This window comes from Actinorhabdospora filicis, from assembly GCF_030269765.1.
Lineage (GTDB): Bacteria > Actinomycetota > Actinomycetes > Mycobacteriales > Micromonosporaceae > Actinorhabdospora > Actinorhabdospora filicis.
In genome coordinates, this window is sequence record NZ_BSTX01000002.1 from 182,167 (window position 1) to 208,415 (window position 26,249).

Annotated in this window: 20 protein-coding genes and 1 pseudogene; 10 read left to right on the forward strand and 11 right to left on the reverse strand. The window is 74.0% G+C overall.

The features are described 5' to 3' along the window. Window positions 1–35: 35 nt before the first annotated feature. Window positions 36–728 carry a TetR/AcrR family transcriptional regulator gene (locus QSK10_RS13655; RefSeq protein WP_285663146.1) on the reverse strand — a complete coding sequence of 231 codons (693 nt, stop codon included), beginning with the start codon at window positions 726–728 and terminating at the stop codon, window positions 36–38. A 97-nt stretch (window positions 729–825) separates the two neighbouring features. On the opposite strand from QSK10_RS13655, the gene QSK10_RS13660 reads away from it, so the two are divergent. After that, window positions 826–1,215 carry an SgcJ/EcaC family oxidoreductase gene (locus QSK10_RS13660; protein ID WP_285663147.1) on the forward strand — a complete coding sequence of 130 codons (390 nt, stop codon included), beginning with the start codon at window positions 826–828 and terminating at the stop codon, window positions 1,213–1,215. Window positions 1,216–1,258: 43 nt separating this feature from the next. Further along, entirely contained in the window at window positions 1,259–1,798 is a 540-nt protein-coding gene (locus tag QSK10_RS13665) for a dihydrofolate reductase family protein (RefSeq protein ID WP_285663148.1), read from the forward strand. Here QSK10_RS13665 and QSK10_RS13670 read toward each other — a convergent pair. Next, window positions 1,795–2,385: a hypothetical protein gene (locus QSK10_RS13670; protein ID WP_285663149.1), complete on the reverse strand. Its 591-nt coding sequence runs from the start codon at window positions 2,383–2,385 to the stop codon at window positions 1,795–1,797. The genes QSK10_RS13665 and QSK10_RS13670 overlap by 4 nt on opposite strands. An 85-nt stretch (window positions 2,386–2,470) precedes the next feature. Between QSK10_RS13670 and QSK10_RS13675 the strand changes: the two genes are divergently transcribed. Next, window positions 2,471–3,043, forward strand: coding sequence for a DinB family protein (locus tag QSK10_RS13675; RefSeq protein ID WP_285663150.1), 573 nt, complete (start codon window positions 2,471–2,473; stop codon window positions 3,041–3,043). On the opposite strand, the gene QSK10_RS13680 is transcribed toward QSK10_RS13675, so the two are convergent. Next, window positions 3,032–4,240, reverse strand: a complete 1,209-nt coding sequence (locus tag QSK10_RS13680) for an ROK family protein (protein WP_285663151.1) — start codon at window positions 4,238–4,240, stop codon at window positions 3,032–3,034. The two genes, QSK10_RS13675 and QSK10_RS13680, sit on opposite strands and share 12 nt — an antisense overlap. Window positions 4,241–4,349: 109 nt before the next feature. Here QSK10_RS13680 and QSK10_RS13685 point away from each other — a divergent pair, with 109 nt between their 5' ends. After that, complete coding sequence (locus QSK10_RS13685; protein ID WP_285663152.1) at window positions 4,350–5,069, forward strand: HEAT repeat domain-containing protein; 720 nt, start codon at window positions 4,350–4,352, stop codon at window positions 5,067–5,069. A gap of 1 nt (window position 5,070) precedes the next feature. Here QSK10_RS13685 and QSK10_RS13690 read toward each other — a convergent pair whose 3' ends face one another. Further along, a complete protein-coding gene (locus QSK10_RS13690) occupies window positions 5,071–8,244 on the reverse strand; it encodes an AfsR/SARP family transcriptional regulator (protein ID WP_285663153.1) in 3,174 nt (1,057 codons plus the stop codon). A gap of 166 nt (window positions 8,245–8,410) precedes the next feature. Here QSK10_RS13690 and QSK10_RS13695 point away from each other — a divergent pair, with 166 nt between their 5' ends. Together QSK10_RS13695 and QSK10_RS13700 are read left to right on the forward strand one after the other, a co-directional pair. After that, a complete protein-coding gene (locus QSK10_RS13695) occupies window positions 8,411–9,262 on the forward strand; it encodes an alpha/beta fold hydrolase (protein ID WP_285663154.1) in 852 nt (283 codons plus the stop codon). Window positions 9,263–9,314: 52 nt separating this feature from the next. After that, entirely contained in the window at window positions 9,315–10,016 is a 702-nt protein-coding gene (locus QSK10_RS13700) for an alpha/beta fold hydrolase (protein WP_285663155.1), read from the forward strand. Between the two features lie 3 nt (window positions 10,017–10,019). Here QSK10_RS13700 and QSK10_RS13705 read toward each other — a convergent pair whose 3' ends face one another. Beyond that, window positions 10,020–12,686, reverse strand: a complete 2,667-nt coding sequence (locus tag QSK10_RS13705; protein ID WP_285663156.1) for a helix-turn-helix transcriptional regulator — start codon at window positions 12,684–12,686, stop codon at window positions 10,020–10,022. A 130-nt stretch (window positions 12,687–12,816) separates the two neighbouring features. Here QSK10_RS13705 and QSK10_RS13710 point away from each other — a divergent pair, with 130 nt between their 5' ends. The 4 genes from QSK10_RS13710 (at window position 12,817) to QSK10_RS13725 (ending at window position 17,849) form a co-directional block, all read left to right on the forward strand. After that, window positions 12,817–13,635: an SDR family NAD(P)-dependent oxidoreductase gene (locus tag QSK10_RS13710; protein ID WP_285663157.1), complete on the forward strand. Its 819-nt coding sequence runs from the start codon at window positions 12,817–12,819 to the stop codon at window positions 13,633–13,635. Continuing rightward, window positions 13,620–14,021 (forward strand): hypothetical protein, encoded by a 402-nt coding sequence (locus QSK10_RS13715; RefSeq protein ID WP_285663158.1) that lies wholly within the window; start codon window positions 13,620–13,622, stop codon window positions 14,019–14,021. Before QSK10_RS13710 ends, QSK10_RS13715 begins: the two co-directional genes overlap by 16 nt. A 140-nt stretch (window positions 14,022–14,161) precedes the next feature. Next, a complete protein-coding gene (locus QSK10_RS13720) occupies window positions 14,162–15,664 on the forward strand; it encodes an MFS transporter (protein ID WP_285663159.1) in 1,503 nt (500 codons plus the stop codon). A gap of 343 nt (window positions 15,665–16,007) precedes the next feature. After that, a complete protein-coding gene (locus tag QSK10_RS13725) occupies window positions 16,008–17,849 on the forward strand; it encodes an RICIN domain-containing protein (RefSeq protein WP_285663160.1) in 1,842 nt (613 codons plus the stop codon). 40 nt (window positions 17,850–17,889) lie between these two features. Here QSK10_RS13725 and QSK10_RS13730 read toward each other — a convergent pair whose 3' ends face one another. From QSK10_RS13730 to QSK10_RS13750, 6 genes and pseudogenes are all read right to left on the reverse strand, one after another. Continuing rightward, window positions 17,890–18,564, reverse strand: coding sequence for a class I SAM-dependent methyltransferase (locus tag QSK10_RS13730; RefSeq protein WP_285663161.1), 675 nt, complete (start codon window positions 18,562–18,564; stop codon window positions 17,890–17,892). Further along, complete coding sequence (locus tag QSK10_RS13735) at window positions 18,561–20,009, reverse strand: aKG-HExxH-type peptide beta-hydroxylase (RefSeq protein WP_285663162.1); 1,449 nt, start codon at window positions 20,007–20,009, stop codon at window positions 18,561–18,563. The genes QSK10_RS13730 and QSK10_RS13735 overlap by 4 nt, the downstream gene beginning before the upstream one ends. Before the next feature lie 59 nt (window positions 20,010–20,068). Further along, on the reverse strand, window positions 20,069–20,200 hold the full coding sequence (locus tag QSK10_RS13740; RefSeq protein WP_285663163.1) for a hypothetical protein: 132 nt from the start codon (window positions 20,198–20,200) through the stop codon (window positions 20,069–20,071). Window positions 20,201–20,291: 91 nt separating this feature from the next. Then, window positions 20,292–20,648, reverse strand: a pseudogene (locus QSK10_RS34270) (tetratricopeptide repeat protein); the annotation flags it as partial. 18 nt (window positions 20,649–20,666) lie between these two features. Continuing rightward, a complete protein-coding gene (locus tag QSK10_RS13745; protein WP_285663164.1) occupies window positions 20,667–23,042 on the reverse strand; it encodes an AfsR/SARP family transcriptional regulator in 2,376 nt (791 codons plus the stop codon). Window positions 23,043–23,324: 282 nt separating this feature from the next. Continuing rightward, window positions 23,325–26,180, reverse strand: coding sequence for an AfsR/SARP family transcriptional regulator (locus tag QSK10_RS13750; RefSeq protein WP_285663165.1), 2,856 nt, complete (start codon window positions 26,178–26,180; stop codon window positions 23,325–23,327). Window positions 26,181–26,249 lie beyond the last annotated feature (69 nt).

Below are 26,249 nucleotides of genomic sequence, written 5' to 3' on the forward strand. Positions count from 1 at the left end.
AGGGGCGATCGACCTGCCGCCGGTGTCCGATCAGGTCAGTGCCCGGCGGGGGCGGTGCCTTCGCTCGATCCCGGTACTTCCCAGCGCTCGGTGAACAGCTCGGGGCCGGGTGGCTCGCCGGGGAGGGGTGGGTGTCCGGTGGCGCGCAGGCCGTCGAGGGCGATGGCGGTGATGCGGGTGTGTGCGTTCTGGGCGGCCTCGCTGAGGTCGGTGCGGCCTTGTTTGGCGAGTTGTTCGATCAGCGGGGACTTGCCGAGCTGCTCGATGAGGAGCTCGACGTCGATGACGGACGCGTCGGCGCGCAGGACTCCGGCGGCGTGGGCGCGGTCGATGACGGCGGCGACGGCTTCGTCGGCGCGGCGATTCTTGTCCAGGATGGCGGGGGTCAGGGGGAGGGTTCCGGCGATGGGGCCGAGGGAGCCGGCGAAGGCGATGACCGTGGTGACGTAGCCAGACAGGCCGTTCCAGGGGTCGGGGTCGGCCAGGGCGGTTTCGGCGGCGGTGAGGTAGTCGTCGAGGACGATGTCCAGCAGCCGCTGGAAGAGGGCCTCCTTGGTGGGGTAGCGCCGGTAGAGGCTGCCGATGCCGACTCCGGCGTGTTTGGCGATGGCGGCGACCGAGGCGTGGGCGCCGTCGGTCGCCAGGACGGCGCGGGCCGCCGCGAGCAGGGCGTGGTCGTTGCGCTCGGCTTCGGCCCTGCGGGCGGTTTTGCGGCCGTCGGCTGTCATGCGGGTCATAGTAGCCGAGCTTGCGGAGCGTTTCGCTCCGCTGTAGATTTCTAACGGAGCGAAATGCTCCGCAGACTTCAAGAGGATGGGATCCGCCATGAACACCGAGATCGAGGCCATCGAGCGCACCGTCGCCGAGTACCAGCTTCACCAGAACGACCCCGAGCGCTTCCTGGCCATGCACGCCGACGCGACGATCGTGGTCAACTTCTTCGGCCGCCGGGTGCTGGGCAAGGACAGCCTGGCCGAGGCGATGACGGCGGCGCTGGCCAGCCCGCTCGCCCAGGTGCGCACCACCCTCGACATCGAGGACATTCGCTTCCCGCGCCCCGATGTCGCGCTCGTGAGCGCGATCAAGAACGTCCACGACGAGCGGGACGGGGAGAACGAGGCGCTGCCCACCAGCACCGGATCGCTCACGCTGCTGCTGGTCAAAGAGGACGGCGAGTGGCGGGTGAACCTGGCGCAGACCACCCCGCGGCGCTGAACACCGGCCGTCCCGCCGCCCGGTATGCGACTAGGATTCGGACATGAGTGCTAACAAGGTCGTCGTGAACCGCTCGATGTCGCTCGACGGTTTCATCGCCGGGCCGGACCACGCGATGGACTGGATCTTCGAGCACCTCACCGCCGAGACCGACACCGTCAATGAGGTCATGGCGGCCACCGGGGCCATGCTCATCGGCCGCGGCACCTACGAGGTCGGCAAGCGCATGGCCGGCGACGACAACCCCGACTATGACGGCGGGGCCAAGTTCGTCCTCACCCACCGGCCGCCGGCCGAGCCCGATCCGGCCGTCACGTTCCTCACCTGTGGACTGGAGGAGGCGGTCGAGACGGCCCGTCGCGCCGCCGGGGAGGGCGATCTGGAGATCCTCGGCGCCGACCTGGCCGGTCAGTGCCTGCGGGCCGGGCTGGTCGACGAGATCCTGGTGTACGTGCTGGCGGTGCTGCTGGGCGACGGTGTCCGCTTCGCGCCGTCCGGCCTGGGGCGGATCGATCTGGAACCGGTCGGCAGCGGGTTTTCGGGCGGTGTGACGACGCTGCGGTTCCGGGTCCGCAAGCCCTAGACGCCCGCCAGGACCCTCGCGGCCACGTCGACGACGCGCTGCCGGACGTCGACTCCCGCGCCGGGGTTGACGTAGTAGCGCACCCACACGATGTCGGCGCCGTGGCGGACGACGAGGTCGGCGAAGGCCGTGCCGCCGGTGCCGGACGTCTCGGTGGCCACGCACGCCTCGTCGCCGAGTCCGCCGGTCGTGGTCGCCTGGTAGTTGGAGACGATGGCGTCGCAGTCGTCGCCGAAGACACCGTCGGCATAGGACGAGCCGTCCTCACCCGAGACCTGCCCGTACCGCAGGATCCGCACCCACAGGGAGCCGTAGTCGCCGGACCCGGGCTCGGCGGAGTCCCACTGGCAAGCGGCGTCGGGGCCCTGTGAGTACACGGACCCGGTGCTGCGGCTCGCTCGTGGGACCAGGCTCGCCGCGAGGTCGTCGCCGACGATCGCGCACAGGTCGGACGGGGCGTCGGCGGGCGGGTGGGACTCGTCGGAGGCGTCCGTCATCAGCAGGTACACGCCGGTGGCGGTGACCAGCAGCACCGACACGGCGAGCAGGGTCAGCAGGCCGAAGTAGGCCTTCTTGCGTCGCTCCACCGCCTCACCCCCTGCGTTCCCTGAGGAGCACGGTAGCGAACCCGCGCACCCTTGAACTCCGCACTCGCCCTGGCAGACTCGCCCCATGATCGACGACTTCGCCAAGGAATACCTGCACGACCAACTCCGCTTCACCCGCCGCGCGCTGGTCTGGAAGCTCGACGGGCTCGGTGAGTACGACGTCCGGCGGCCCCTCACCGCGACCGGGACCAACCTCCTCGGCCTGGTCAAGCACAGGGCGACCTCGGAGGCCCGGTACCTCGGCGAGATCTTCGGCCGTCCATTCCCCGAGGCGCTGCCGCGCTGGCAGGACGCCGATGGCAGCGACCTGTGGGTGACCGAGGACGAGAGCCGCGAGCAGATCCTCGGCTTCTACCGGCGCGCGTGGGAGCACGCCGACGCCACCATCGAGGCGCTGCCCCTCGACGCCCCCGGGCATGTGCCGTGGTGGCCGCGACCGGACGTGAAGCTGTTCGGCGTCATCGTCCACGTCCTCAATGACACCACCCGCCACGCCGGGCACGCCGACATCCTGCGCGAGCAGCTCGACGGCCGGACCGGTGTGGCGGCCGGATACGAGGAGCAGGCCGACGCTGCGGCCCGTGAGGCGCATTGGGCGAGGATCGAGCGGGCGGCCAGGCTCCACTCAGGACAGTAGGGACGCCGACAGCCGCCGCTCGGCGCCGTCCAGGGCCATCCGGACCGCGCCGAGCGCGACGCCCTCCTCGCGCAGCGCCGACACGCGCAGCTCGACGGGCACCAGCAGCATCCGCCGCAGGTGCCCGCGCACCGCCTCGAACAGCGGCTCGCCAGCGCGGGAGACGCCGCCGCCGACCACGACCAGGCCGGGGTCCAGGACGAGCAGTTGCGCCGCCAGCCCCCGCGCGAAGCGCGCCGCGATCGTCTCGACCACGCCGGACGCGGCGGCGTCCCCGGCCTCGGCGGCGGCGAACAGCGGCGCGAGGTCCCCGCCCGCGGTCAGCGCCCGGCGCAGCTCCTCGCCGCAGCGCTCCACCGCCAGCCGCAGGATCGCCCCCGCGCCGACCAGGCGCTCGAAGGACCCCAGCCCGTCGGCGACGTGCGGGGCCTCGGCGTCGATGGGCGTCACCAGGTCCAGGAACCCCAGCTCGCCGGAGGCCGAATGCGCGCCGCGGTAGGGCTTGCCGTCGATGACGATGCCGGAGCCGATGCGCTCGCCCCACTGCACGAACAGCAGGTTCTCGCTCGTCTCGCCGCGCCAGCGCTCGGCGACCACCGCCAGATTCACGTCATTGTCGATGTGGACGGGACAGCCCAGCCAGGCGCGCAGCTCGGCCAGCAGCGACGTGCCCGCCCAGCCGGGGATGCTCGGGGCGAGGACGACCTCGCCGCGCTCGCGGTCCACGACGCCGGGGGTGCCCACGCCGACCGCCCACAGCTCCTCCGGGACCACACCGGCGGCGCCGGCGGCCTCGATCAGCGCGGTCCGCAGCAGGTCCGCCAGCGAGCCGCCGTCGAGGCCGCGGGGGACGCTCACCCGGCGTTGCGCGCGGACCGTCCCGGCCAGGTCGGCGAGCATGACGAGGACCTTGTGCGGGCCGACGTCGATGCCGGCGACGTGGCCGCGCTCGGCGCGGAACCGCGCCCGCACCGCCGGTCGCCCGACGCGCGCGGCGGTGTCCTCGGTGAAGTCGACGATCGCGGCCTCGGCGAGCAGGTTCAGGGCCCGCGTCACCGCCGGTCGCGACAGTCCGGTGGCGCCCATCAGGTCGGCGACGCGGCCGGTGCCGCCGGGTGCCTCTCGCAGCGCGCCGAGCACGGCGGCGGCGTTCATCCGCCGCAGCACGTGCGGGCCGGTCGCCGCGAACCCGGTCATGCCGCTCCCTTCGGCGCGCCGCGTGGCGCGGAGTCGAAGATACCGCCACCGTTCGGGCGGTTGGCCGAACCGCGGGCCCGGGGACGATCATCGTGGGAGGGTCGAGGCCATGAACGGTGAGTTCCGGCGGCTCAGTCGGCGCGAGATCCACGACGTGCTCTACCACGATCCGCAGGCACGGGCCGACCCGCGCACCGCCCGGGCCGAGGCGCTCTACGCCGAGGCGGCCGCGGGGATGCTCGCCGAGCTCGCCGAGGCCGGATTCCCCGTCGGCAGCGCCGGGGAGCTGTACCGGGAGCGGATGGCCTACGCCCCGGCGGTGCCGATCCTGATCGCCTGGCTGCCCAGGGCGGGCTACCTGCCGCTGGCCGAGGACATCGTCCGTGCCCTCATGGTGCGCTTCGCGCGGATCCCGGCGACGCCGCCGCTGCTGGCGTGGTTCCGCGATCCGCCGCCGGTCTCGGACCCGACGCGGCCGCCGGACTCGCCGAGCGCGCCGCGTGAGCACCTGCGGTGGGTGATCGGACTCGCCCTCGGCGGCCACGCCACCCCGGCGATCGCCGACGAGCTGATCGCGCTGGCCTTGGAGCGTGAGTACGGGGTGGCGCGGACCGAGATCGTCGCGAGCCTGCCGAAGACGAAGGATCCGCGGGTGCCGGACGTGCTCCTCGGGCTGCTGGACGATCCGGCGGTCGGCGCCTACGCCGTTCGGGCGCTCGCCCGGTTGCGGCATGAGGCGGCGAAGCCGGTGATCGAGGCACTGGTGGACAGTCCGGACGTGAACCTGCGCGCGGCGGCGCGTAAGGCGCTCAAACGCCTCGGGGACTGATTCACCATGCCCTCGGCGCCACCACGTCCACCCCCGGACCCGGCTCGCCGCCGTCCAGCACCCGCAGCCGTCCCGCCACGTGCTCGCCGAGCGGCCCGGTCCCGGCCAGCGAGCGGGCCCGTTCCAGCAGGACGCGCGCGCGGCCCGGCTCGGCGTCGGCGAGGTCGCTCAAGGCGGCGGCGAGGTCGGGCCCGGTGAGCAGGCCGGCGGCCCGCTCCAGTGCGGCGGCGCGTTCATCCAGAGGGGACGCGGCGGCGAGGGCGCGCCAGGCGAGGCCGGTGAAGCGGGGGACGCCCCAGCGGTGGGCGAGGTCGAGCTCGGCGAGGGCGAGGGGGCGTGCGCGCTCGTGTTCCCCGGCCTTGACCAGTTCCAGGGCGGCGGCGCCGCGCCAGGCCTGGGCGCCGGGGTTGTCGAATCCCCAGCGGGCCAGGCGGTGGCCGGAGTCGAGGAAGGTCTCGGCGGCCTCGCCCGGGTCGCCTTGGTGTGACAGGAGCATGGCGCGGGCGTAGAGGACGGAGGTCCAGTCCCAGGCGTCGGGGCTGGCGTGGCCGGTGACGCCGTCCAGCCAGGCGGCGGCCTCGTCGAGGCGGCCGAGGGCGATGAGGGCGCGGGCGTAGATCGCGACGAGCCCGGCGGGGCGGCGGGCGCTGTGAGCGGGCGGGACTCCGGCGACGAGTCCGGCTTCGGCGAGGGCGGTTTCGGGTTCGCCGAGGCGGAGGGCGGCCTCGGCGCGGAGCATGACGCGCAGCAGGTCGAGGGCGGCGTCGTCCTCGCCGGGCTGTGCGGTGAGGCGGCGCAGGAGGGGCAGGTCGTCGGCCCACAGGGCGATTCCGGCGCGCAGGGCGGTCGGGGCGCGCTCGGAGAGGCGGGCGGTGGCCTCGGCGGCGGAGTAGCGCACGCGGGCGACGTCGTCCCAGATGAGCACGGCCTCGGCGGCGGGGTCCTCAAGAGCGGGGTCCTCGTCGGTGGAGTCGGTGCGCAGCTCGCGCACCAGGTCCTCCCAGGTGCCGGGGGTGATGGACGCGATGAGCCACCCGGAGGCGCGGATGCCGCGCCCGGCGCGTGGCCCGGCCTTGCGGGCGACGCGGTCCATGAGGTCCATCGCGGCGGCCGGCTCGCCCTGGACGGCCATCGCCCAGGCGAGGGGGACCACGGCGGACGGCGTCTCGCCGCGCGCGAGTTGCACGTCGAGGGCCTCGCGCAGGTGGGCGCGTCCGGCGCGGGGGTTGACCTGGAGCTCGGCCTGCCCGAGGCGCAGCAGGACGCGGGCGGTGCGGTCGATGCGGGCGGCGGTGGTCAGGTAGGCCACGGTGGCCGGTCCGTCGGAGGCGGCGACGGCCTCGGTGGCGGCGTCGAGGAGGACGGGCGTCCATTGCGTCCACTGTGGCCCGGACAGGTCGAGGAGGTGGTCGGCGATCTGGCGGGCGGTGCGCTGCCGGTCGCGGGCGTCGGTGGCGGCGGCGACCAGGACGCGGGTGGTCTCGGCGGGGGTGCAGGCGTCGCGCAGGGCGGTGACCAGGACGGGGTGGCGCAGGCGCGGCGGGTCGGCCGAGGCGAGCAGCCCCAGGCCGAGCAGGTGGACGGCCAGGCGCCGTGCCTCGCTGGCCGGGCGGGCGGTGACGGCGGCCATCGTCGCGATCGCCGGGTCGTGGGGGTCCAGGACGGCCAGGGCGCGCGCGAAGGGGCCGAGCTCGGCGCCGAGCAGGCGCGCCAGGGCGCGGGTGAGGTGGTCGGGGACGAGCTGTGGTGGGACCGCCCGCGCGCCCGGCGCGGTGGCCAGATCGGCGATGAGCGCGGTGACCAGCACGGGCAGTCCGCCGGTGACGTCGTGGACGGAGGCGGCCAGCTCCATCGGGGCGGGGGTGTCGAGGCGGTCGGTGACGAGGTCGGCGATCGCGGACGGGGTCAGCGCGCCGAGCGGCAGCACGGCGAGCGCCTCGGCCTCCAGGGCGCCGCACCACTCGGCGGTGGCGTCGTCGGGTGCGGGGTCGGAGGCGGCGAGGATGAGGACGACGGGCCGCTCGCGCAGGCGGCGGGCGAGGATGAGCAGGGCGTCGCGGGAGGCCCGGTCGGCCTCGGCGGCGTCGTCGGCGATCAGCACGGCGGGCCGGGTGAGCGCGTCGAGGGCGCGGGCGGCCAGGCCGGGGCCGTCCATGGTGGAGGGATCGCCGGGCAGGCCGAGGGTGGTGGCGAGTCCGTCGGCGAGCCGCAGGCGCCGGGCGCCGGGGTTGCGGGCGGCGATCTCGCGCAGCAGGTGGGATTTGCCGCTGCCGGGGCCGCCGGAGACGACGATGATCCCGCCGCCGGTGGAGGCGCGCTCGATGATGGCGGTGACGCGGCGCAGCTCGGCGGCGCGTCCGGCGATGCCGGTCGTCGGTGCGGCCGGGCGTGGCGGGGCCGGGGGAGTGGTGCCGGGCAGGGGGTCTCCGGCGAGGACGAGTGTGTGGAGGGCGCGCAGCTCGGGGCCGGGCTCGACGGCGAGGCGGTCGACGAGGGTCCGGCGGGTGCGGGTGTAGATCTCCAGGGCCTCCCAGCGGCGGCCACCGGCGTAGAGGGCGCGCATGAGCAGTGCGGGCGGGCGTTCCCGCAGCGGGTCGGCGGCGGTCAGCTCGCGCAGGGCGTCGACGGCCTGGAGGGCGCGTCCGGCGTTGACCATGGCCTCCAGCCCGTCCTCGGTGACGGCCTGGCGGCGGCCGGTCAGCTCGGTGCGCTGCCGCTCGGCGTAGGGACCGGGGACGCCGGCGAGGGGCTCGCCGGGGAACAGCGCGAGGGCCTCGGTGTAGGCGGCGTCGGCCTCGCTCCAGCGGCGGCGGGCGCGGGCGCGTTCGGCCTCGGCGACCAGGCGCTCGAAGCGGCCCAGGTCGAGGTCGTCGTCGGCGAGGCGCAGCTGGTAGCCGCCGTGTCCGAACAGGAGGACCTCGGGTGGCGTGCCGGGTGCGCGCGGTGGTTCGAGGACGCTCCGCAGCGCCGAGACGTGGGTTTGGACGACCTTGGCGGCGCGGGCGGGCCCGTCGCCGTCGTAGAGGGCGTCGATGAGGGCGGCCACCGGTACCCAGCGGCGGCGGCGCAGGGCCAGCGCGCACAGCACGGCCCGGCGCTGGGGTGGGCCCAGGTCGACAGGCCGGCCGCCGCGCGTGGCGGTGACGCCGTCCAGCAGCGTCAAGCGCACGGTCACCCGGATCCCCCTGTTCGTCGCGGGCGGCGCCCGTCGTGTTCCGGCCCGCCGGAGCCCGGCCGACCTGCGAGTTTACTGCGCTTTGCGCGGGCGTTGCAGCGGGCGATCAGGCTTCGGGCTCGTGGTCACGCGACCACCGCAGGAACCAGAGAAACGAGAACCGCAGATGTACGAGAAGGCCGATACCGGCCGCCGCCGGGGCCCGCGCCGGACGATCCTGGCGCTGCTGACCGCCGCGCTGCTGGCGGTCGTGGCGATGGTGGGCACTACCGCGAGCGCGGGCGGGAACCGCGACAAGCCCGCCGTCCTGCTGGTGCACGGCGCCTTCGCCGACGCCTCCAGCTGGACGGGCGTGGCCGAGCGCCTCAGGCGCGACGGGTACCCGGTGACCATCGCCGCCGTCCCCTTGCGGGGCCTGGCCTACGACACCGCCTACATCAAGGGCGTGATCAAGGAGATGCCCGCGAAGACGATCGTCGTCGGCCACTCCTACGGTGGCGCGGTCATCACCAACGCCGCCGCCGGTGAGCCCAATGTCGCCGCCCTCGTCTACGTCGCGGCCTTCGCGCCCGACAAGGATGAGACGGTCGGTGGCCTGGACAAGAAGTACGGCGGTCCGGCCACCAAGATCACGATCCCGCACCAGTACCCGCTGCCCGCCGGTACCGCTCCCGGCACCGACTACGGCGTGGAGCTGACCATCAAGAGCGAGGAGTTCCGCCGCAACTTCGCCCAGGACGTCGACGCGTCCGAGGCGGCGATCATGGCGGCCGGGCAGCGGCCGATCTCGGTGGCGGCCTTCGGTGAGCCCAGTGGCACGCCCGCCTGGCGTGAGGTGCCCGGCTGGTACCTCGTCGCCGCCGACGACCGGATGATCCCCGCCCCGGGGCAGCGTGAGATGGCGCGGCGCATGAACGCCACCGTCGTCGAGCGCTCCGGCAGCCACGCGATCAGCGTCTCGCGGCCCGGCGTCGTCGCCGCGGTCATCGAGGACGCCGCCCGCCACATCCGCCACTAGTCACACTGGCGCGAGGGGGCTTCGGCCCCCTCGCGCCCAGAAGGGAACAGACATGACCCGTCCGACGATCGTCCTCGTGCACGGCGCCTTCGCCGACGCCTCCAGCTGGGACCCGGTGACCCGGATCCTCCAGCGGCGCGGTTTCTCCGTCATCGCCGCCGCCAACCCGCTGCGCGGCCTCACCCACGACGCCGGCCACGTCCGCGCGGTGCTGGCCGCCGTGCCCGGTCCCGTGGTCCTCGCCGGCCACTCCTACGGCGGCGCGGTGATCACCAACGCCGCCACCGACGCCGTCACCGCGCTGGTCTACGTCGCGGCCTTCGCGCCCGACGAGGGCGAGACGGCCGGTGACCTCGACGCCCGCTTCGAGGGCCCCGCCACCCGCATCACCGTCGGGCGCCCGCTGCCCGGCCCGGAGTCCGACGGCCCGCCCAACATCGAGCTCACCGTCGATCCGGCGGTCTTCGGCGAGATGTTCGCCCCCGATGTGGACGCCGAGATCGCCGCGGCGCTCGCGGCGGCGCAGCGGCCGATCGCGCTGCGGGCGCTGCTGGAGCCCTCGGGCCCGCCGGCCTGGCGCACCCGGGCGTCGCACTACGTGCTGGCGACCGGGGACCGGATGATCCCCGCCGCCGGGCAGCGCGTGATGGCCGAGCGCGCCGGGGCGACGGTGACCGAGGTCCACACCGGGCACGCGGCGATGCTGGGTGACCCGGAGACGATCGCCGACGTCATCGTCGCGGCGGCGGGCTGACGCCTACAGGTTGTCCAGATCCAGCCTCGCCAGCTCCGTCCGCGAGGAGATCCCCAGCTTCGGGAACGCCTTGTACAGGTGCTGGCCGATGGTCCGCGGGCTCAGCAGCAGGTGGGCGGCGATGTCGCGGTTGGTCGCGCCGGTCGCGGCCAGCCGCACCACCTGGAGTTCCTGTGCGGTGAGGGCGATGCCGGGGGCGGTGTTGCGGCTGGCGACGGTGGCCTCGCCGGAGGCGCGCAGCTCGGCGGCGGCGCGTTCGGCCCAGGCGCGGGCGCCGAGGCTCTCGAAGCCCTCGTGGGCCTGGCGCAGGTGGGGGCGGGCCTCGGCCTTGCGGCGGCGGCGTCGCAGCCATTCGCCGTAGGAGAGGCGGGTGCGGGCCAGCTCGTAGGGCTGGGGGGAGAGCTTGTGGAGGTCGAGGGCGCGGGTGAAGTGGTCCTCGGTGTCGTCGACGAGGCCGCGGCAGCGGGCGATGAGGGCCTGCGCCCAGGTCTCGCCGGACAGGGTGGTCCAGCGTTCGGCGAGGGCGAGGGAGTCCTCGACGAGCTCGGGGGCGCCGAGGCGGACGGCGGCCTCGACCTCGTCGGCCACGACGCGGGTGCGGAAGTGGGAGGAGCCGTCGGGGCGGGCCTGGAGGCGGTCGAGGGCGGCCTGGTCGCGGCCGTGGGTGAGGTCGAGCATGGCCAGTCCCCAGGTGGCCAGGACGCCGATGGCGGGGACGTTGTGGCGGGCGGAGAACTCGATGACCTCTTCGGCGAGGGCGCGGCCGTTCTGCTCGTCGCCGTCGACGGCGGTGAGCCAGGCGAGCTGGCTGCGCAGGGCGGCGGCGGGGTGGTGCTGGCCGGTGTCGACGGCGATCTGGAGGCCCTCGGTGGCGTTGGCGCGGGCGTCGCGGTGGCGTCCGGTGACGGCCTGGGTGTAGGCGAGGGTGTTGAGGGCGAAGGGGAGTTGCCGGATGCGGCCCTCGGCGCGGCAGCGGGCGGCGAGGGAGGCCGAGAGGTCCACGGCGCGGCCGAGGCGTCCGGTGACGAAGGAGAGGTGGACGGCCATGGACTCGCCGGGGCCGTCATTGGGGGACAGGCCGGCGAGGAAGTCGCTGACCAGCGGGTATCCGCTCTCCAGTTCGCCGCGGTAGACCAGGCCGAGGCCGCGGGTGAGGCGGACCATGCCGTCGTCGGCGGGCAGGTCGAGGCCGTCGAGGAGGGTGGAGGCCTCGGCGGCCAGGCCGGGGTCGCCGGAGGTCCAGATGCTGTGGGCGGCGGCCATGAGCATGCGGGCGGCCGAGCGGGGGTCGGCCTCGGCGATGGCGGTGGCGCCGTCGACGAGGAGGCGCGCGGCGCGGCGGGGTGAGCCCTCCTCGAAGGCGACCGAGGCGCGGAACTCGTCGAGGCGGGCCAGGGTCATCGGGTCGGTGGCCAGCTGGGACGCCCGCTCGCTCATCGAGGCCGCGCGGGCGGGCTGTCCGGCCTCCTTGGCGGCCATGGCGCCGGCGGCGAAGCGGCGGGCCATGTCGCCCTGGTCGGCGCTCAGCTGCGCCGAGCGCTCGTAGGCGGTGGCCATGGAGGCGAAGCCGAGGCGGGCCCCGGCGCGTTCGGCCGATTCCTCCAGGGCTCCGGCGATCTCCTCGTCGGGGCCGGTGGCGGCCAGGCCGAGGTGCCAGGCGCGGCGGTCGCCGCTGACGGCTCCGGCGAGTGCCTTGTGGATGGCGCGGCGCTGGGAGGAGGTGACGCCCTGGTAGGCGGCCGAGCGCAGGAGGGGGTGGCGGAAGCGGACGTCGCCGCCGGTGACGTCGACGAGTCCGGCGAGCTCGGCGGGCTCCAGGGCGTCGGGGTGGACGCCGAGGGCTCCGGCGGCGGCGAGGGCGACGCCGACGGAGCCGGTGTCTTCTGCGGCGATGACCGCGAGCATTTTGCGGGTGGGCTCCTCAAGGCGGTTGATCTGCCCGGCGAAGGCGTCCAGGAGCCGCTGGGTGAGGGGGAGGGGGCCGCTGAGTTCGAGGCGTCCGGCGCGGGCGGCCTTGGACAGCTCGATGAGGGCGAGGGGGTTTCCGGCGGACTCGGTGAGGACCTGGTCGCGCAGGTGCGGGGGGAGTCCGTCGCCGAGGAGGCGGACGGCGTCGGCTCCGGCGAGGCCGTCCAGGCGCAGTTCGGGCAGGCCGGTGGTGGGGAAGGCGTCGGGCTCGTCGCGGGCGGCGATGAGGACGGCGACGCCCTCGGAGCGCAGTCGGCGGGCGGCGAACAGGACGGCGGCGGCCGAGGCCTCGTCGAGCCACTGGGCGTCGTCGATGATGGCCAGCAGGGGTCCCTGTTCGGCCAGTTCCGACAGGAGGCTGAGGGTGGCCAGGCCGACCAGGAAGCGGTCGATGCGGCCCATGGGGGCCAGGCCGAAGGCGCCGCGCAGGGCCGCGGCCTGCGGCTCGGGGAGCGCGTCGAGGCGGTCGAGGGCGGGGTGGAGCAGCAGGTGCAGGGCGGCGAAGGGCAGCTCGACCTCGGTTTCGACGCCGGCGCCGCGCAGGACGGTGGCACCGGCCGCGGCCGTCTCGGCGTGGTCGAGGAGGGCGGACTTGCCCATGCCGGGCTCGCCCCTGATGACCAGGACGCCGCCGGCGCCGGTGGCCGCGTCGGCCAGGAGCGCCTCGACGGCCCGGACCTCCTCTTCGCGCCCCTGCAACATGTGTGTCCCTCTCGTTACGGACGGTCATCTCGCTTACCTAGGTCAAAAACATGAGTCACCTTACTCATTACTCACGCCTTGATCGGCTTTAGCGTTCTCCTCAGTTGATCTCGGCACAGGAGTTACGAACATGACCGCACTGAACGGCAAGACCGCCCTGGTCACCGGTGCCTCGCGGGGCATCGGCCGGGCGATCGCGCTGCGACTGGCCGCCGAGGGCGCGCTCGTCGCGGTGCACTACGCGGTCGGCGAGGCGGCGGCGGGCAAGACGGTCGCCGGCATCGAGGCGGCGGGAGGCCGGGCCTTCACCGTCCGCGCCGAGTTCGGCGTCCCCGGTGACATCGACGCCCTCTTTACCGGGCTGCGGTCCGGTCTGGACGGACGGCCGCTCGACGTCCTCGTCAACAACGCCGCCGTCGGGTCGGCCGGATCGCTCGCCGAGACCACCGTCGAGGCCTTCGACCGGCTCGTCGCGGTCAACCTCAAGGCGCCGTTCTTCATCATCCAGCGGGCGCTGCCGATGATGGCCGACGGCGGGCGCGTCATCAACATCGCCTCGGCGGCCACCCGGGTCGCCGGGCCCGAGCTGGCCTTCGTGATGTCCAAGGGCGCGATCGCCGCGCTCAGCCGCAGCCTCGCCCACGAGGTCGGCGCCCGGGGGATCACGGTCAACGCCGTGGCGCCGGGACCGACGGTGACCGAGTCGAGCGGCTGGATGACGTCCACGCCGTCCGTGGAGGCCCGTCTCGGCGCGGCCAACGCGCTGGCCAGGGTCGGCACACCCGACGACATCGCCGCGGCGGTCGCGTTCCTGGCCTCCGATGACGCCCGCTGGGTCACCGGCGAGCTGCTGGAGGCCACCGGCGGGCACTTCCTCGGGCCGCGGATCTTAAGCCTTTTCTCTCCACCCCCACCAATGAAGGAGTACACGACATGTCCCTCAACCTGAGCGACCAGGACAAGACCACCCTGCGCGTCGCCGCCTATGGCGCCGTCTCGCTGCTGTCGGCCGCGGCGGCCGCAGGCGGCTCTCCCCACCGCATCGCCACCGACGGCTCGCTGGCGCTGTACGCGGCGACCGGCCCGGTCGGGCACGTGCTCGCCGAGAAGTCGGGTTCGGTGAAGCTGTCGACGAAGTCGGTGGCGGCCCTCGCCGACCAGGTGCTGCCCGCCCTGGCCGAGTCGATGGCGCTGCTGGGTGGGCAGGACACCGCCGAGGCGGCCAACTTCCGCGACACCGTGCTGCTGGCGCTGGAGGCGGCGATCGGCAAGGACGAGCCGGGCCCGGCCGTCCGTGAGATGAACCGCAAGATCACCGAGGCGCTGGCCGCCTGACGCGCTGAGGCCGGGGGACGTCCCCAGGTCCCCCGGCCCCGCTCGGCCGCCGCACACCCTCCCGCTTCAAGCCCCCTCACCCCATACCCCCTCACGGGTGCCTTCGCCGTGCCCGCAAACCGTCAAAGAGGTCGCATCCCATGCAAGACCGCAATCCACGCCGCTGGCTCATCCTGATCGTGCTGTGCCTGGCGACCCTCGTCCTGGTCATCGACAACATGGCGCTGACGGTGGCGATCCCGCCGCTGACGGCCGACCTGGGCGCCAGCGCCCAGGACATCCAGTGGATCATCGACTCCTACATCCTCGTCTTCGCCGGTCTGCTGCTGACCGCCGGAAGCCTGTCCGACCGTTACGGCAGGCGGAAGGTGATGATCATCGGGCTCGTGCTCTTCGGCGCGGCCTCGCTGTTCGCCGCCTACTCGGCCAGCCCGGTCCAGCTGATCGCGGCCCGCGCCCTGATGGGCATCGGTGGCGCGCTGATCATGCCGTCCACTCTCTCCATCCTGATCACCGTCTTCGACGAGGACGAGCGCCGCAAGGCGATGTCGGCCTGGGGCGCGGTGGCCATGCTCGGCCTGGTCGGCGGCCCGATCCTGGGCGGCACGCTCATCGCCGCCTTCGAGTGGGGCACCGTCTTCCTGATCAACGTGCCCGTCGCCGCGATCGCCATCGTCGCCGCGCTGATCCTGATGCCGGAGTCCAAGGGCCCGCAGCGCAAGCCCGACCCGCTGGGCGCGGTCCTGTCGGTGATCGGCATGACGGCCCTGGTGTGGACGATCATCGAGCTCCCGCACGGGATCAACTGGGCCTCGCTGGCCGTCACCGTCGTCGGTATCGCCGCCTTCATCGTCTGGGAGCTGCGCACCGAGCACCCGATGGTGCCGCTCAAGCTGTTCGGCAACCGTGCCTTCAGCGGCGGCAGCGTCTCGCTGACCCTCGTCCAGATCGGCAGCGGCGGCCTGATGCTGGTGCTGACCCAGTACCTGCAGTTCGTGCTCGGCTACACCCCCACCGAGGCCGGACTGGTCTTCATCCCGCTGGCCATCGCCTCGCTGATCTTCAACGGCATCGGCGCCGGTCTGGGCGCCAAGCTCGGCAACCGCGCGATGATCGTCGCCGGTCTGCTGCTGTGCGCCGGGGCGTTCGTGCTGATGTCGACGCTGGACCCCAGTGACGGCTTCCTGCTCACCGGTGGCGCGCTGGCCCTCATCGGCGCCGGTTCCGGCCTGGCGATGCCCGCCGCGATCGGCTCGCTGATGGGCGCCATCCCGCAGGAGCAGGCCGGTGTCGGCTCGGCGCTGAACGACACCATCCAGCAGGCCGGAGCCGCCCTCGGCGTCGCCGTCCTGGGCTCCATCCTGGCCAGCGGCTACACCGACGAGATGGCCTCGGCCCCGGAGGCGGCGCGCCGCTCCATCGCCGACGCCCTCGCCCTGGGCGACAGCGGCCTGGCCGCCACCGCCCGGGAGGCCTTCACCGGCTCGATGTCGACGACGTTCATCATCGCCGCCGCCGGTGTGGTGGCCGCCGCGATCCTGTCCCTGATCGTCCTGCCCCGCCAGGCGAAGAAGGACACCCCGGCCGCCGGTGAGGGCGCGGCCGCCGAGGCCGCGCCGGAGCTGGCCGTCGCGCAGCACTGACGCACTGCCGCTACACGGAGCGCCGACTCTCGGGGGTCGGCGCTCCTCCGCGTCAAGCGCACACCGTCTCTTGTGGACGTCGCGATCATCGTCGTCGTGCCGTCGGTGTGAAGGGTGATCCCGGCGGCCGACGCGTTGGCGTCGGCGGATCGTTCACGCGAGTGTCCATGCCCACTTGCGGCCACTGATCACGTCCTCATCGGCCAGGTCGTTTCCGCAGCTCAAGCATTACATAACGAGTGTTTTGCCAGCTCAGTTGATCATTGTTTCCCGCCTTGCGCCGTCCTAGCCTTCCGCATTGGCAAATCGATCGTTATGGAATGGACGGACCTCTCACATGGCCATGAGAAGAAGGCTTCTCGCCACATCCCTCGCCGCCCTGGCGGCGGTGGGCATCCTGGCGGCCCAGCGCGCACCCGCGCAGGCCGCCGATCCGGTGGCACCGGTGGAAGCACCGCAATCGTTCGAGCAGCCGATCACGGCACGGCCCGGCGACGCGCCACCGGTGGTCACCACCGACAAGACCTGCAAGCCCGCCGACGGATCCAAGCGAATCGCGATGTGCCTGAGCACCGGCGGCGACGCCCCGGCCGCGGCGCGGGCGTTCACCAGCGCCGACCCTGAGCCGTACCCGTCCACCGTCCCGGTGCACACGAAGATGCCGTGGTGCGACACGCGGATCACCACCGGCTACAACCGTTACGAGGCCTGCCTGAAGTACCAGATGCTGCTCGTGGAGGTGTTCGCGCTGCCGTCCATGCAGCTGGTGGGCACCGCCGAGTTCGCCTTCGAGCAGCGGATCCGCACCCACCAGCTCGATTCCGGCATCGTCGTCACGGCGCGGTTCGTGCCCGTCCGCGTCGACGCCTCGATCGAGCGGGTCACCCTCAACTACACCGCGAACTGCGTGGGCGCCTGCACAAAGGAGCGGCCCCTGCAATGGGGCTCGATGTCGTGGACGGCGGGTGATCTCCACGTCGCCGAGGTCTCCAACGGGTGGTACTGGAGCCGCACGGGCCAGGACGGAGCCCAGGACACCCTGGACCTGACGCAGTCCATCAGCTCCACCTCCCCGCGCGGGCTCGGTGTGTCCACCGCGGCCAACTACGCCGACTCGGAGACGACCGTGCGCTGCGACCGGCAGTACGCCAACACCGAGGGCTGCGTGCTCTACAAGCAGCGGCCGACGTTCACCGTGGACAAGGCCGCCCACCCGGCCGCCTACTACTTCATCGGCTGGACGCAGGACAAGATGGGCGGCATGGGCAGGCCGCGTGGTGCCGACGGCAAGGAGCATCCGATGCACCGGGAGGCCGATAAGACCGCCGCCGAGGCGAACCGGCGCAAGATCTGCCCCTCGGGATGGGTGAAGAACGAGGACACCATCGCCGCCACGCTCGCCGCCGATCCCGGCGACCAGGCCGAGTGCGACGAGTTCCCCTTCGCGGCGAGCAAGGAGAGCGGCACCGACATCTTCGGCAACAAGACACCCGACGGAGACGGCTGCGACCAGTTCTACGCCTACGCCGCGATCCGGTTCCCCGGCAAGTGGAGTTTCGGTCTCGACTGGCGCATGGGCTACCCGCAGCCGCGTCCGACCGGGAAGTACGCGCCATGCGGCCGGGCCAGCATGCCCGGCAATCAGAACGGCGGCGTGGGCAATGACCTGAAGACCTTCCACGGCAGGCAGCGGGTCCTCGACAATGATCCCTACTTTGTGGACAGTGGCGGCTTCCCGTTCCGGCTTCCCTCCGCTGCACTGCAGAGCGGTGAGCTGCGCGCCGAGCAGCCCGGCACCGGATACTCGATGTGCCTCTCACCTCTGGACGGCCCCGTCAGCCCGGGCATCGGGATGAACCTGTGGGGCTGCGCCGGGCAGGCGACCCAGCAGTGGGACGTCCGGCGGGTGACCTCCGGCGTCTACGAGATCAAGAACCGGGCCGAAGGGCTGTGCCTGACCGCCGGGGCCGACGGGTCGGCGATGGGCCTGGCGGCCTGCGCCGGAACCGCCGACCAGCTGTGGGCCACCACCTTCAACCACATGAGCCGGTACTCCTATAGCCAGTTCGAGGTCCGCAACACCTCCACCGGCAAGTGCCTGGGCACCTCCGATGGAGCCGTGGGGATCGGTGCGCGCGTGGTCCAGCGCGACTGCGCCGACACACCCGACCAGAACTGGTTCTGACGGGATGACGGAGAGGGCCGGGATCACTCCCGGCCCTCCCTCATACCGCCCGCGCCCGCAACCAGGTCCGGTCGCGGTCGAGGTAGGCGTCCACCGCCAGGCCCGCCTCGGCCAGGCACTCCTCCAGCTCCACCTCCGACAGCAGCCGCTCCTGGAAGGAGTGCGTCCACACCTTCTCGCCGATGCGGTACTCCAGGGTCGCCGCGACCACGCCCGGCTCGGGATGGTCGACGGCCAGGGTGGAGATGCGCACGCCGTAACGCTCCGATGTGGACACCGCGAAGTAGCTCGGCAGGTGCCGCTGGATCAGCACGCACCCGCCCGGGGCGACGTGCGCGCGGCAGGTGGCCAGCATCGCCGCGCGCAGGTCCTCGCGGTAGGTGTTGACCAGGAACGACGCCAGCAGCACCACGTCGAAGGTGCGGCCCAGGCGCAGGACGGCGATGTCGCCCAGGTGCGTCTCGGCGTCGCGGACGTGCGCCAGCATCTCGGGTGACTCGTCCACGGCGGTCACCGGATGCCCCAGGGCGACCAGGTCGCGGGTCAGCCGCCCCGCCCCCGAACCGAGCTCCAATATGGACGCGCCCGCCGGGACGGCCGCGTGCACGATCTCGGGCTCCCCCGTCGAGGGCAGGGCGGTGTAGACGGCCACGGCGCAGCCGTCCGGGGTGATGGGCCCCGGACCGCTGCCCCGGCGCCGCAGCGGGGCGCTCACGCCGGAACCGCCTCGATGAGGCCCTCGCGCAAGAGCCCGGCGATACCGCTGCGGCAGTCCCGGATCGCCGGCTCGCGGGGACCGCCCACGGCCTCGGCGTAATCGGCTTCGATGGCGGCCGGATCGCGGCCGTCGCAGAGCGCGTAGACCGTCCAGGACGCCAGGTTCAGCCAGTGCAGGCGGCCGGTGGCCGCCGGGGCGACCACGAGGCGGCCCTGGCCGGGCACCGGGACGGCGTCGGCGGGCTCGCTGGCGCGCAGCCTTACCGGACCGGGCCCGGCGGCCTCCACAGTGGACACCTGCGCGGCCGGGATCGGTGCGGTCCAGCCCGCCCGGATCCCCGGCGCCAGCTCCTCCAGCACGTCCACCAGCCAGCTGGCGAACCGCAGCCCGTACGCGCTCAGCTTCTCCGGTACCACCCGCTCCAACTGCTCGCCGAGGTAGGACGCCCGCTCCAGCGGGGTGGCGTGGGTGCGGGCGCTGCCCGGTGTCGGCGGGGTCATCGCCGCGCCCTTGAGCGGTGGCCCGAACTCGGCCAGGACCTCCGGTGGCGCCTGGGCGGCGGCCCGCTCGAACAGTGTCATGTGGACGTAGACGTGCAGGGCGAACAGCACCCGCATCACCGACCACTCCATGCGCCGCCACGGGATCGGGATCGCCGGAGTCGTGGCGGCCGGGCCGATCGCGGTGAGCTCGCCGCAGCGCAGGATCTCGAAGAGCTGGAGGTGCAGGGCCTCGTGCAGGATCATGCCCGCCGCGTCCCAGGGATTGGCGACCAGCTCGGGGGCGACGAAGATGGTGCCGGGCAGGCCGTCGCCGCCGGACAGGGACAGGATCGTGCCGTCCTCGTCGCCGTCGCGGGCCAGCCCGATCATGCCGACGTGGCGCAGGACGCCCGGCCCGACCTCGGGGAGCAGAGTCGCGAGCAGCCGGGCCCCGCGCTCGATTCCCTCCAGTGTCTCGGGTGTGGGCGCCACCGGTGCCTCGGCCGACGGGTTGGGGAACACCGAGCGCAGGCCCTCCCACATGCGCAGTGACAGCGGCTCCTCGGGCCGCTCGTCGAGGCGGGTCCACACCCAGGCCGAGCCGACCGAGGGCCAGGCGAGGCGGGCGGGCTCGGCCAGTGCCGAGGACAGGCCGCCGCCGGGGGTGGCGGGCAGCAGACCGTCCAGCATGGACGCGGCGGGCGCGCCGTCGCGCATGACGGTCACGTCGACCTCGAAGGCGTTGCGCAGGGCCGGATCGCGCAGGAGCGCGCGCAGGGACGCGGTGTCGGCGAGGCTCCAGCGTCCGGCCCGCTCGGCGAGGGCGGGATGGCGGCGGGCCAGGGCGGCCAGGCCGACGCGCAGCCGGGCGAGGGCGCGTTCCTCGATGGCGGCGGAGTCGCCGAACTCGGTGTGCTCGCCGAGCAGGCGCCCGGCGTGGGCCACGATGTCGGATGCCACGGATTCACCTCCGGTCGGGTGGGGCGGGTACGCCGCCGTCAACGGCGTACCCGGGGGTGTCAGGCGCGCGGCCCGCTGTTGGAGGGGGCCCAGCCGCGCTCGGCGGGGGACTCGCCGGCGACGGCCGGGGACGCCAGGCGCGTCTCCTTGGCGAGCAGTTCGCGGGGGACGGCGATCTTCGTGGTCGGCATGGCAATACCTCCTGCGATCGTGTGACGGCTCGCGTGGGGGCGAGCCGGGGCCGACGTTAGGAGCCGCTGTCACTTCGCCGTCATTCGAGGGTCATGGCAGGTGGCCGAGGTCGCGCAGGGCGGCGCGGATCTCCCCGGCGCCGGTGAGGCCGAGTTCGTCCACGATGGACAGGGCGGCGGCGTAGCGGCGGCGGGCCGAGGTGGTGTCGCCGAGGGCGAGGTGGGCCTGCGCGAGGTGGCGCAGGGCGATCGATTCGCCGTTGCGGTCGCCGACCTCGGTGAACAGCTCGATGGCGGTCCGGAGGTGTTCGGCCGCCTTGGCGGGCTCGCCGAGGCCGAGGTGGGCGAAGCCGAGGCTGTCGTGGGCTCCGGCCTGGCCGTGCCGGGAGCCCAGTTCGGTGTGCAGGGCGAGGGCGCGTCCACAGTGGTCGATGGCGGGGCGGTACTCGCCGAGGTGGGCCTGTGCTCAGCCGATGGCGTTGAGGGCGACGGCCTCGCCGCGGCGGTGTCCGGTGGCGCGGAAGAGTTCCAGGGCGCAGCGGCCGTGCTCGATCTCCTGGGCGTACATGCCGCGTCCGTCGAAGTGGACGGCGAGGCTCTGGTGGGTGTGGGCGAGTTCGGTGGGGTCGTCGAGGCCGGCGGCCAGGCGTGTGGCGGCCTCCAGGTGGTCGCGTGCGGCGGTGTGCTCGGCGCGCATGGACAGTACGCGGGCCAGGCCGCGGTGGGCGCTGATCTGGGCGAGGGTGAGCCCGGAGCATTCGGCGGCCTTGAGGGCGATGGTCAGGACCTCGGCCCAGTCGTCCCAGTGGCCCTGCCAGTCGAGGTAGTTGCGCAGGGCCCAGGCGAGGCGGACGGTGTGGGCGTCCAGGCCGTGCTCGAAGCCGAGGCGGACCATGGCCAGCAGGCTGGAGTGCTCGGTGGTGAACCAGGTGAGGGCGGTGATGAGGTCGCCGAGTTCGGCGAGGCGGACGCCTTCGGCGGCGGGGGAGGGCTCGATGCCCCGGCGTTGCGGCTGGAGGAGGCGCATGGCGGCGTAGGCGGTGTGGACGTAGTGGTCGAGGAGCCGCTCGATGGCCTGTAGCCGCTCGGGTTCGGGGTCGTGGGCGGTGGTGAGCTCGTGGGCGTGGGCGCGGATGAGGTCGTGGCGGGTGTAGCGCCCGGGGGTGGTCTCGGTGACCAGGTGGGCGGCGGTGAGTTCGGTCAGGGCGCGCTCGGCGTCGCGGGGTGGTGTGCCGGTGAGGCTGGCGGCGGCCGGGACGGTGATCTCGGCGCCGGGGTGCAGGCCCAGGAGCCGGTACATGCGTGCGGCCGGTGCGGTGAGGGCGCGGTAGGACCAGTGGAAGACGGCGCGGAGGCTGGTCTCCTCGTCGCCGTGGTCGAGGGCGTCGAGGCCGCCGGAGACGATGGCGGCCAGTGGTATGCCGGGGCTGAGGGCGGCGCGGGCGGCCAGGATGGCCAGGGCGAGCGGGAGTCCGGCGCCGCGTGCGATGAGCGCGGCCGGCGCGGGTTCGTCCTGTGTGGACGGTGTGCGGCGCAGTCGCGGGCGCAGCAGGGCGCGAGCCTCGGTGTCGGTGAGCAGTCCCAGTGGGACGGGTACGGCCGAGGCGGCGACGAGTCCGGCGAGGTTGTCGCGGCTGGTGACCACGGTCAGGCAGCCGCCTCCGCCGGGCAGCAGCGGCCTGGCCTGGGCGGCGTCGCGGGCGTTGTCGAGGACGACCAGGACGCGGCGGGCGGCCAGCAGGCTGCGGTAGAGCCCGGCCATGGTGTCCACATCGGACGGGATGCGCTCGCGTGGCACGCCGAGTGCGTCCAGGAAACCCGAGAGCGCCTCTTTCGGGGTGACGGTTCTGTCGCCGGGGGCGAAGCCGCGCAGGTTGACGTAGAGCTGCCCGTCGGGGAAGTGGCGGGCGGTGTGGTGTGCCCAGTGCAGGGCGAGGGAGGTCTTGCCGACCCCGGCCATGCCGCTGATGGCCACGGTGGACGGTCCGTGCCCGGCGAGGCGGTCGGCGGCCAGGGTGTCCAGCAGTCGCAGGGCCTGCTCGCGCCCGGCGAAGCCGTCGACGTCCGGTGGCAGCTGGCGGGGTACGTCCGTCACCGCCGTGGTGGGGGCCTCTCCGGTGAGGAGCCCGGCGTAGACGGCGCGAAGTTCGGCGCCGGGCTCGCTGCCGAGTTCCTCGGCCAGGCGCGAGCGGATGCCCTCGTACTCCTCCAGGGCCTCGGCCTGCCGTCCGAGGTGCCGCAGCGCCAGCAGCAGGCGTGTCCACAGTGTCTCCCGTAACGGGTGGCGCGAGGTCAGCTCGCGCAGCTCGGCCACGTGGTCGCCGGCGCGCCCGATCGGCAGGTCGAGGTCCACGCGGCGCTCGACGGCGGCCAGCCGCCGCTCGGTGAGCTCGGCGCCGAGGGCCTCGGGCACCCGTACGCCCTCGAAGGGCTCGCCGCGCCACAGTCCCAGGGCCTCGGTCAGCAGTGCCCGCTCGGTGCCGGGGTCCGCGGCCTGGGCCGCGCGGTCGAGGAGGCGGGTGAAGCGCAGGGCGTCGACGGCGTCGGGCGGCAGTGTGAGGGTGAAGCCCTCGGGTGTGGTGGCGATGCGGTCGTGGCCGAGGACGCGGCGCAGGCGCCCGATGTAGGTCTGGAGGCTGCCCTTGGGGCTGGCGGGCGGGTGGTCGTCCCAGACGGCCTCGGCCAGCCGCCACACCGGAACCGGCCGCCCGGCCGTGGCGGCCAGCACGGCCAGGACGGTGCGCAGCCGCCCGGTGGTCAGCGGCGTCTCGCGTCCCCCGACGTGCAGTGCGAAGGGCCCCAGTAGCGCCACCGTCGGCCCGGTCCCCGCGTCCCAGCTCATCGCGCCTCCCTCGGCACCACGCTACCGTCGTGCACTGTGGACGGTCACGGGAGATGATCATGGGGATGCGGGCGTATGTGCGCTGGGATGTGCGCGGGCCGGGGCGATGTCGTACCCGGCCTGTGGGGCTGGGGTGGTACACGTCTCAAGCGGCTCGAAGAAGCCACTCGATGACGGCATACGTGATCTCGTTCGATGACGGAACCATGATCATCGCCCCGGGGACCTCCGACGGCCCGCCGCTGCCCGCAGGACGCCGGCGGGTCCGGCCCCGGCTGAGGTTCAGCCCAGCCGGGCGGCGAGTCCCGGCAGTGCGGCCCGCTCGATCGCCTCCCGTGCGGCGGCGACCGCGCCGGGCTCCCCACCGCGCAGCAGGGCGATCTCGGTGAGCGCCACCGCGGCCAGTGGCGGCACCGAGCGCAGGCCCGCGACGGCGGCCGCGGCCCGGTCGGCGTCCCCGGCCACGAGGGCATCGCCGAAGGTCAGCCAGTGCCGGAAGTGCGGAATCGTCACCCGCTCGGCCAGCTCATGCGCGGGCGCGATGACCTCGGCGGCTTCTCCGGCCCGGCCGAGCTGGACGAGCGTGACGGCCAGGTCCACGCGCACGGCCAGCTCCCCGACCGGCTCGTCGATGCCGCCCACCAGGTCCAGGCACTCGGTGAGCGCGGCACGGGCGCGCTCACGGTGGCCGTTGTCGCGCAGCCGGACGCCGAAGCGGCGCAACCCCATCGCCAGCCTGCGCGGAGCACCGCCCTCGCGCAGGTGCGCCACACCGCGCTCGAAGTACACGTCCGCCTCATCGTCGGCGCCACGCGCGGCGGCCAGCTCGCCGAGCATGGTCAGTTTGCTGCCCGCCGACGTGGCGTCCCCGGCGGCCACGAACAGCGCGTGCGCCTCCCGCAGGTGGTCCTCGGCCTCGGCGCGTTCGCCCCGGTCGCGGTGGGCCTCGGCGAGCACGGACAGCAGCTCGGCCAGCAGCCACGGGTCGCCGTGGGCGCGGGCGGCGGACAGGGCGCGCTCGCCGAGGTCTTCGAGCCCGGCGATGGTGTTGTCGCGCATGGAGCTCTCGAACAGGCGGATCAGGCCGAGCTGGGCGATGCCCTCGGGGACGCCGGAACGCTCGGCCGCCGCGTGGCCGAGCGCGGCGACCTCGCTCAGCTCGGTGAGGTCGGCGTTGAAGCGCAGGAAGGTCTCGAAGGTCCAGGCCAGCCGCCAGCAGCGCTCGTCGCGGCCACTGGCGGCGGCCTCGCGCAGCAGCCCGAGGATCTCCTGGGACTCCACGGCGAACCAGCGCTGCGGGCTCTCCCGGTGGACGCTCAGCCCGGCCGGGACGGTGACGCCCGAGGCCCGCCGGGCGGTGTACGCATTGGACTCGATGGCCGCGTCGGCCTCCGTGCACAGCGCCAGCCACGCCTCGCCCACCCGGTCCAGGACGCCCGGCCCGGCCAGGGGACGCGCGAAGGCGCGCACCAGGTCGTGCAGCCGGAAACGCGGCTGCCCCAGCTCGTCGGCGCCCGCCGGTTCCACGAAGGAACTGGCCACCAGTGAGCCCAGGACCCGCGCGCCCGCACGCGGGGAGACACCGAGGACGACGCCCGCCGGCCACGCCGGGAACTCGCCCCACGTGGTGGCGGCGAGCCCGGCGAGCAGCGCGCGCTCGGAGCGTCCGAGCGTGGCGTAGCCGGAGGCCAGGGCCGCGCCGACGCTGCGTTCGTCGCCGACGAGGTGGCCCAGCCGGTCCTCGGCCTCGCGCAGGGCGGCGGCGATCTCGTGGAGGGGACGCCGGTGCAGGCCGTGCCCGGCGGCGATCCGCAGCGCCAGCGGGAGCCGGTCGCAGAACCCGATGATCTCGGCGGCGGCAGCCGCTTCCGCTTCGATGCGGGCGGGGCCGAGGACGGCACGCAGCAGCGCCACGGCGTCCTCGGATGGCAGGGGATCCAGGGCCAGGCGCAGCGCGCCGTCCAGGTCGGCCAGCAGCCGCCGTGAGGTCACGATCACCGGACAGCCCGGCGGCGGCAGGAGCGGCGCGAGCTGCCCGGCGCCGGCGGCGTTGTCCAGGACGATCGTGCGGGGAGCCGCCGACAGCAGTTCCCGGTACAGCGCGGCGGCCTCGTCCAGATCGTGCGGTATCCCGGCGCCCTCCATGGCCAGGCGGCGCAGGAAGTACCGCAGCGCGTGCAGCGGATCACGCGGGTCGGCGTGGCCGTGCAGGTCGATGTGCAGCTGGCCCGCCGGTGCCCGCGCGGCGACCCGGTGGGCCAGGACGAGTGCGGTGGCGCTCTTGCCGACGCCGGGCAGCCCGCTGAGGGCGACGATCGCCGCCCGGCCGGTGCCCAGGGCGTCGAGCAGGTGATTCTCGGCCTCGGCGAGCTCGCGCGTGCGGCCGGTGAAGTCGGCCAGGGGTGCGGGCAGGTGCCACAACGCCGACGGCGCGTCCGCCTCGCCGCGCAGGACGTCGCGGTGCGCCTGCTGAAGCCGCCGTCCCGGCTCGACGCCGAGATCGCCGGTGAGGGCGGCGTGGACGGTGCGGTAGGCGTCCAGGGCCTCGGCGCGGCGGCCCGAGGCGTGCAGGGCCAGCATCAGCAGCGCGTGCAGGTCCTCGCGGTAGGGCTCCTCGGCGGCCACCGGTCCCAGGACCTTGGCGACCTCGTCGGGCCGGGCCTGCTCCAGCCGCGCTCGCGCCCACCGCGCGTGGGCGTCCAGGCGCAGTTCGGTCAGGTGCCGCGCGTCGGCGTCCAGTGGCTCGCAACCGGCGAACTCGCGGTAGGGTGCGCCGTCCCATAGCGCGAGGGCGTCCTCGATGTTCCCGGCGTCGCCGGTCGCGGCCAGGCCGCGGAAGCTCTCCACGTCCACGGTGTCGCCGGGCTGGAGCGTGAAGCGGTAGCCGCCGGGGCCGTGGGCGATGCGCCCGGCGCCCAGGACCCGGCGCAGGCGGTGCGCGTACTCCTTGACGTTGCGGCGCGGCGCGCTGGGCAGGCCGTCGGGCCACAGCGCCTCGGCGAGCCGGTCGACGTCCACGGTGCGGCCCGGCAGGTGCAGCAGCAACGCCAGCGTCAAGCGCTGCTTGTGGGCGGCGCCGATGTAGACCGGTGCGCCGCCGTCGCTGACGCGCAGCTCCCCGAAAAGCCGAAACTCCATGCCCTCCCTCTCCGGACCGATCGTGATCATGGTGGCCCCGGCTGTCAAGATCTGGCCACCCATCGTGAT

Bases quoted from the DNA above. Each gene is read 5' to 3' on its own strand.
- QSK10_RS13655 (WP_285663146.1), bottom strand. From the start codon at position 728: ATGACAGCCGACGGCCGCAAAACCGCCCGCAGGGCCGAAGCCGAGCGC.
- QSK10_RS13660 (WP_285663147.1), top strand. From the start codon at position 826: ATGAACACCGAGATCGAGGCCATCGAGCGCACCGTCGCCGAGTACCAG.
- QSK10_RS13665 (WP_285663148.1), top strand. From the start codon at position 1,259: ATGAGTGCTAACAAGGTCGTCGTGAACCGCTCGATGTCGCTCGACGGT.
- QSK10_RS13675 (WP_285663150.1), top strand. From the start codon at position 2,471: ATGATCGACGACTTCGCCAAGGAATACCTGCACGACCAACTCCGCTTC.
- QSK10_RS13680 (WP_285663151.1), bottom strand. From the start codon at position 4,240: ATGACCGGGTTCGCGGCGACCGGCCCGCACGTGCTGCGGCGGATGAAC.
- QSK10_RS13685 (WP_285663152.1), top strand. From the start codon at position 4,350: ATGAACGGTGAGTTCCGGCGGCTCAGTCGGCGCGAGATCCACGACGTG.
- QSK10_RS13695 (WP_285663154.1), top strand. From the start codon at position 8,411: ATGTACGAGAAGGCCGATACCGGCCGCCGCCGGGGCCCGCGCCGGACG.
- QSK10_RS13700 (WP_285663155.1), top strand. From the start codon at position 9,315: ATGACCCGTCCGACGATCGTCCTCGTGCACGGCGCCTTCGCCGACGCC.
- QSK10_RS13705 (WP_285663156.1), bottom strand. From the start codon at position 12,686: ATGTTGCAGGGGCGCGAAGAGGAGGTCCGGGCCGTCGAGGCGCTCCTG.
- QSK10_RS13710 (WP_285663157.1), top strand. From the start codon at position 12,817: ATGACCGCACTGAACGGCAAGACCGCCCTGGTCACCGGTGCCTCGCGG.
- QSK10_RS13715 (WP_285663158.1), top strand. From the start codon at position 13,620: ATGTCCCTCAACCTGAGCGACCAGGACAAGACCACCCTGCGCGTCGCC.
- QSK10_RS13720 (WP_285663159.1), top strand. From the start codon at position 14,162: ATGCAAGACCGCAATCCACGCCGCTGGCTCATCCTGATCGTGCTGTGC.
- QSK10_RS13725 (WP_285663160.1), top strand. From the start codon at position 16,008: ATGAGAAGAAGGCTTCTCGCCACATCCCTCGCCGCCCTGGCGGCGGTG.
- QSK10_RS13740 (WP_285663163.1), bottom strand. From the start codon at position 20,200: ATGCCGACCACGAAGATCGCCGTCCCCCGCGAACTGCTCGCCAAGGAG.
- QSK10_RS13745 (WP_285663164.1), bottom strand. From the start codon at position 23,042: ATGAGCTGGGACGCGGGGACCGGGCCGACGGTGGCGCTACTGGGGCCC.
- QSK10_RS13750 (WP_285663165.1), bottom strand. From the start codon at position 26,180: ATGGAGTTTCGGCTTTTCGGGGAGCTGCGCGTCAGCGACGGCGGCGCA.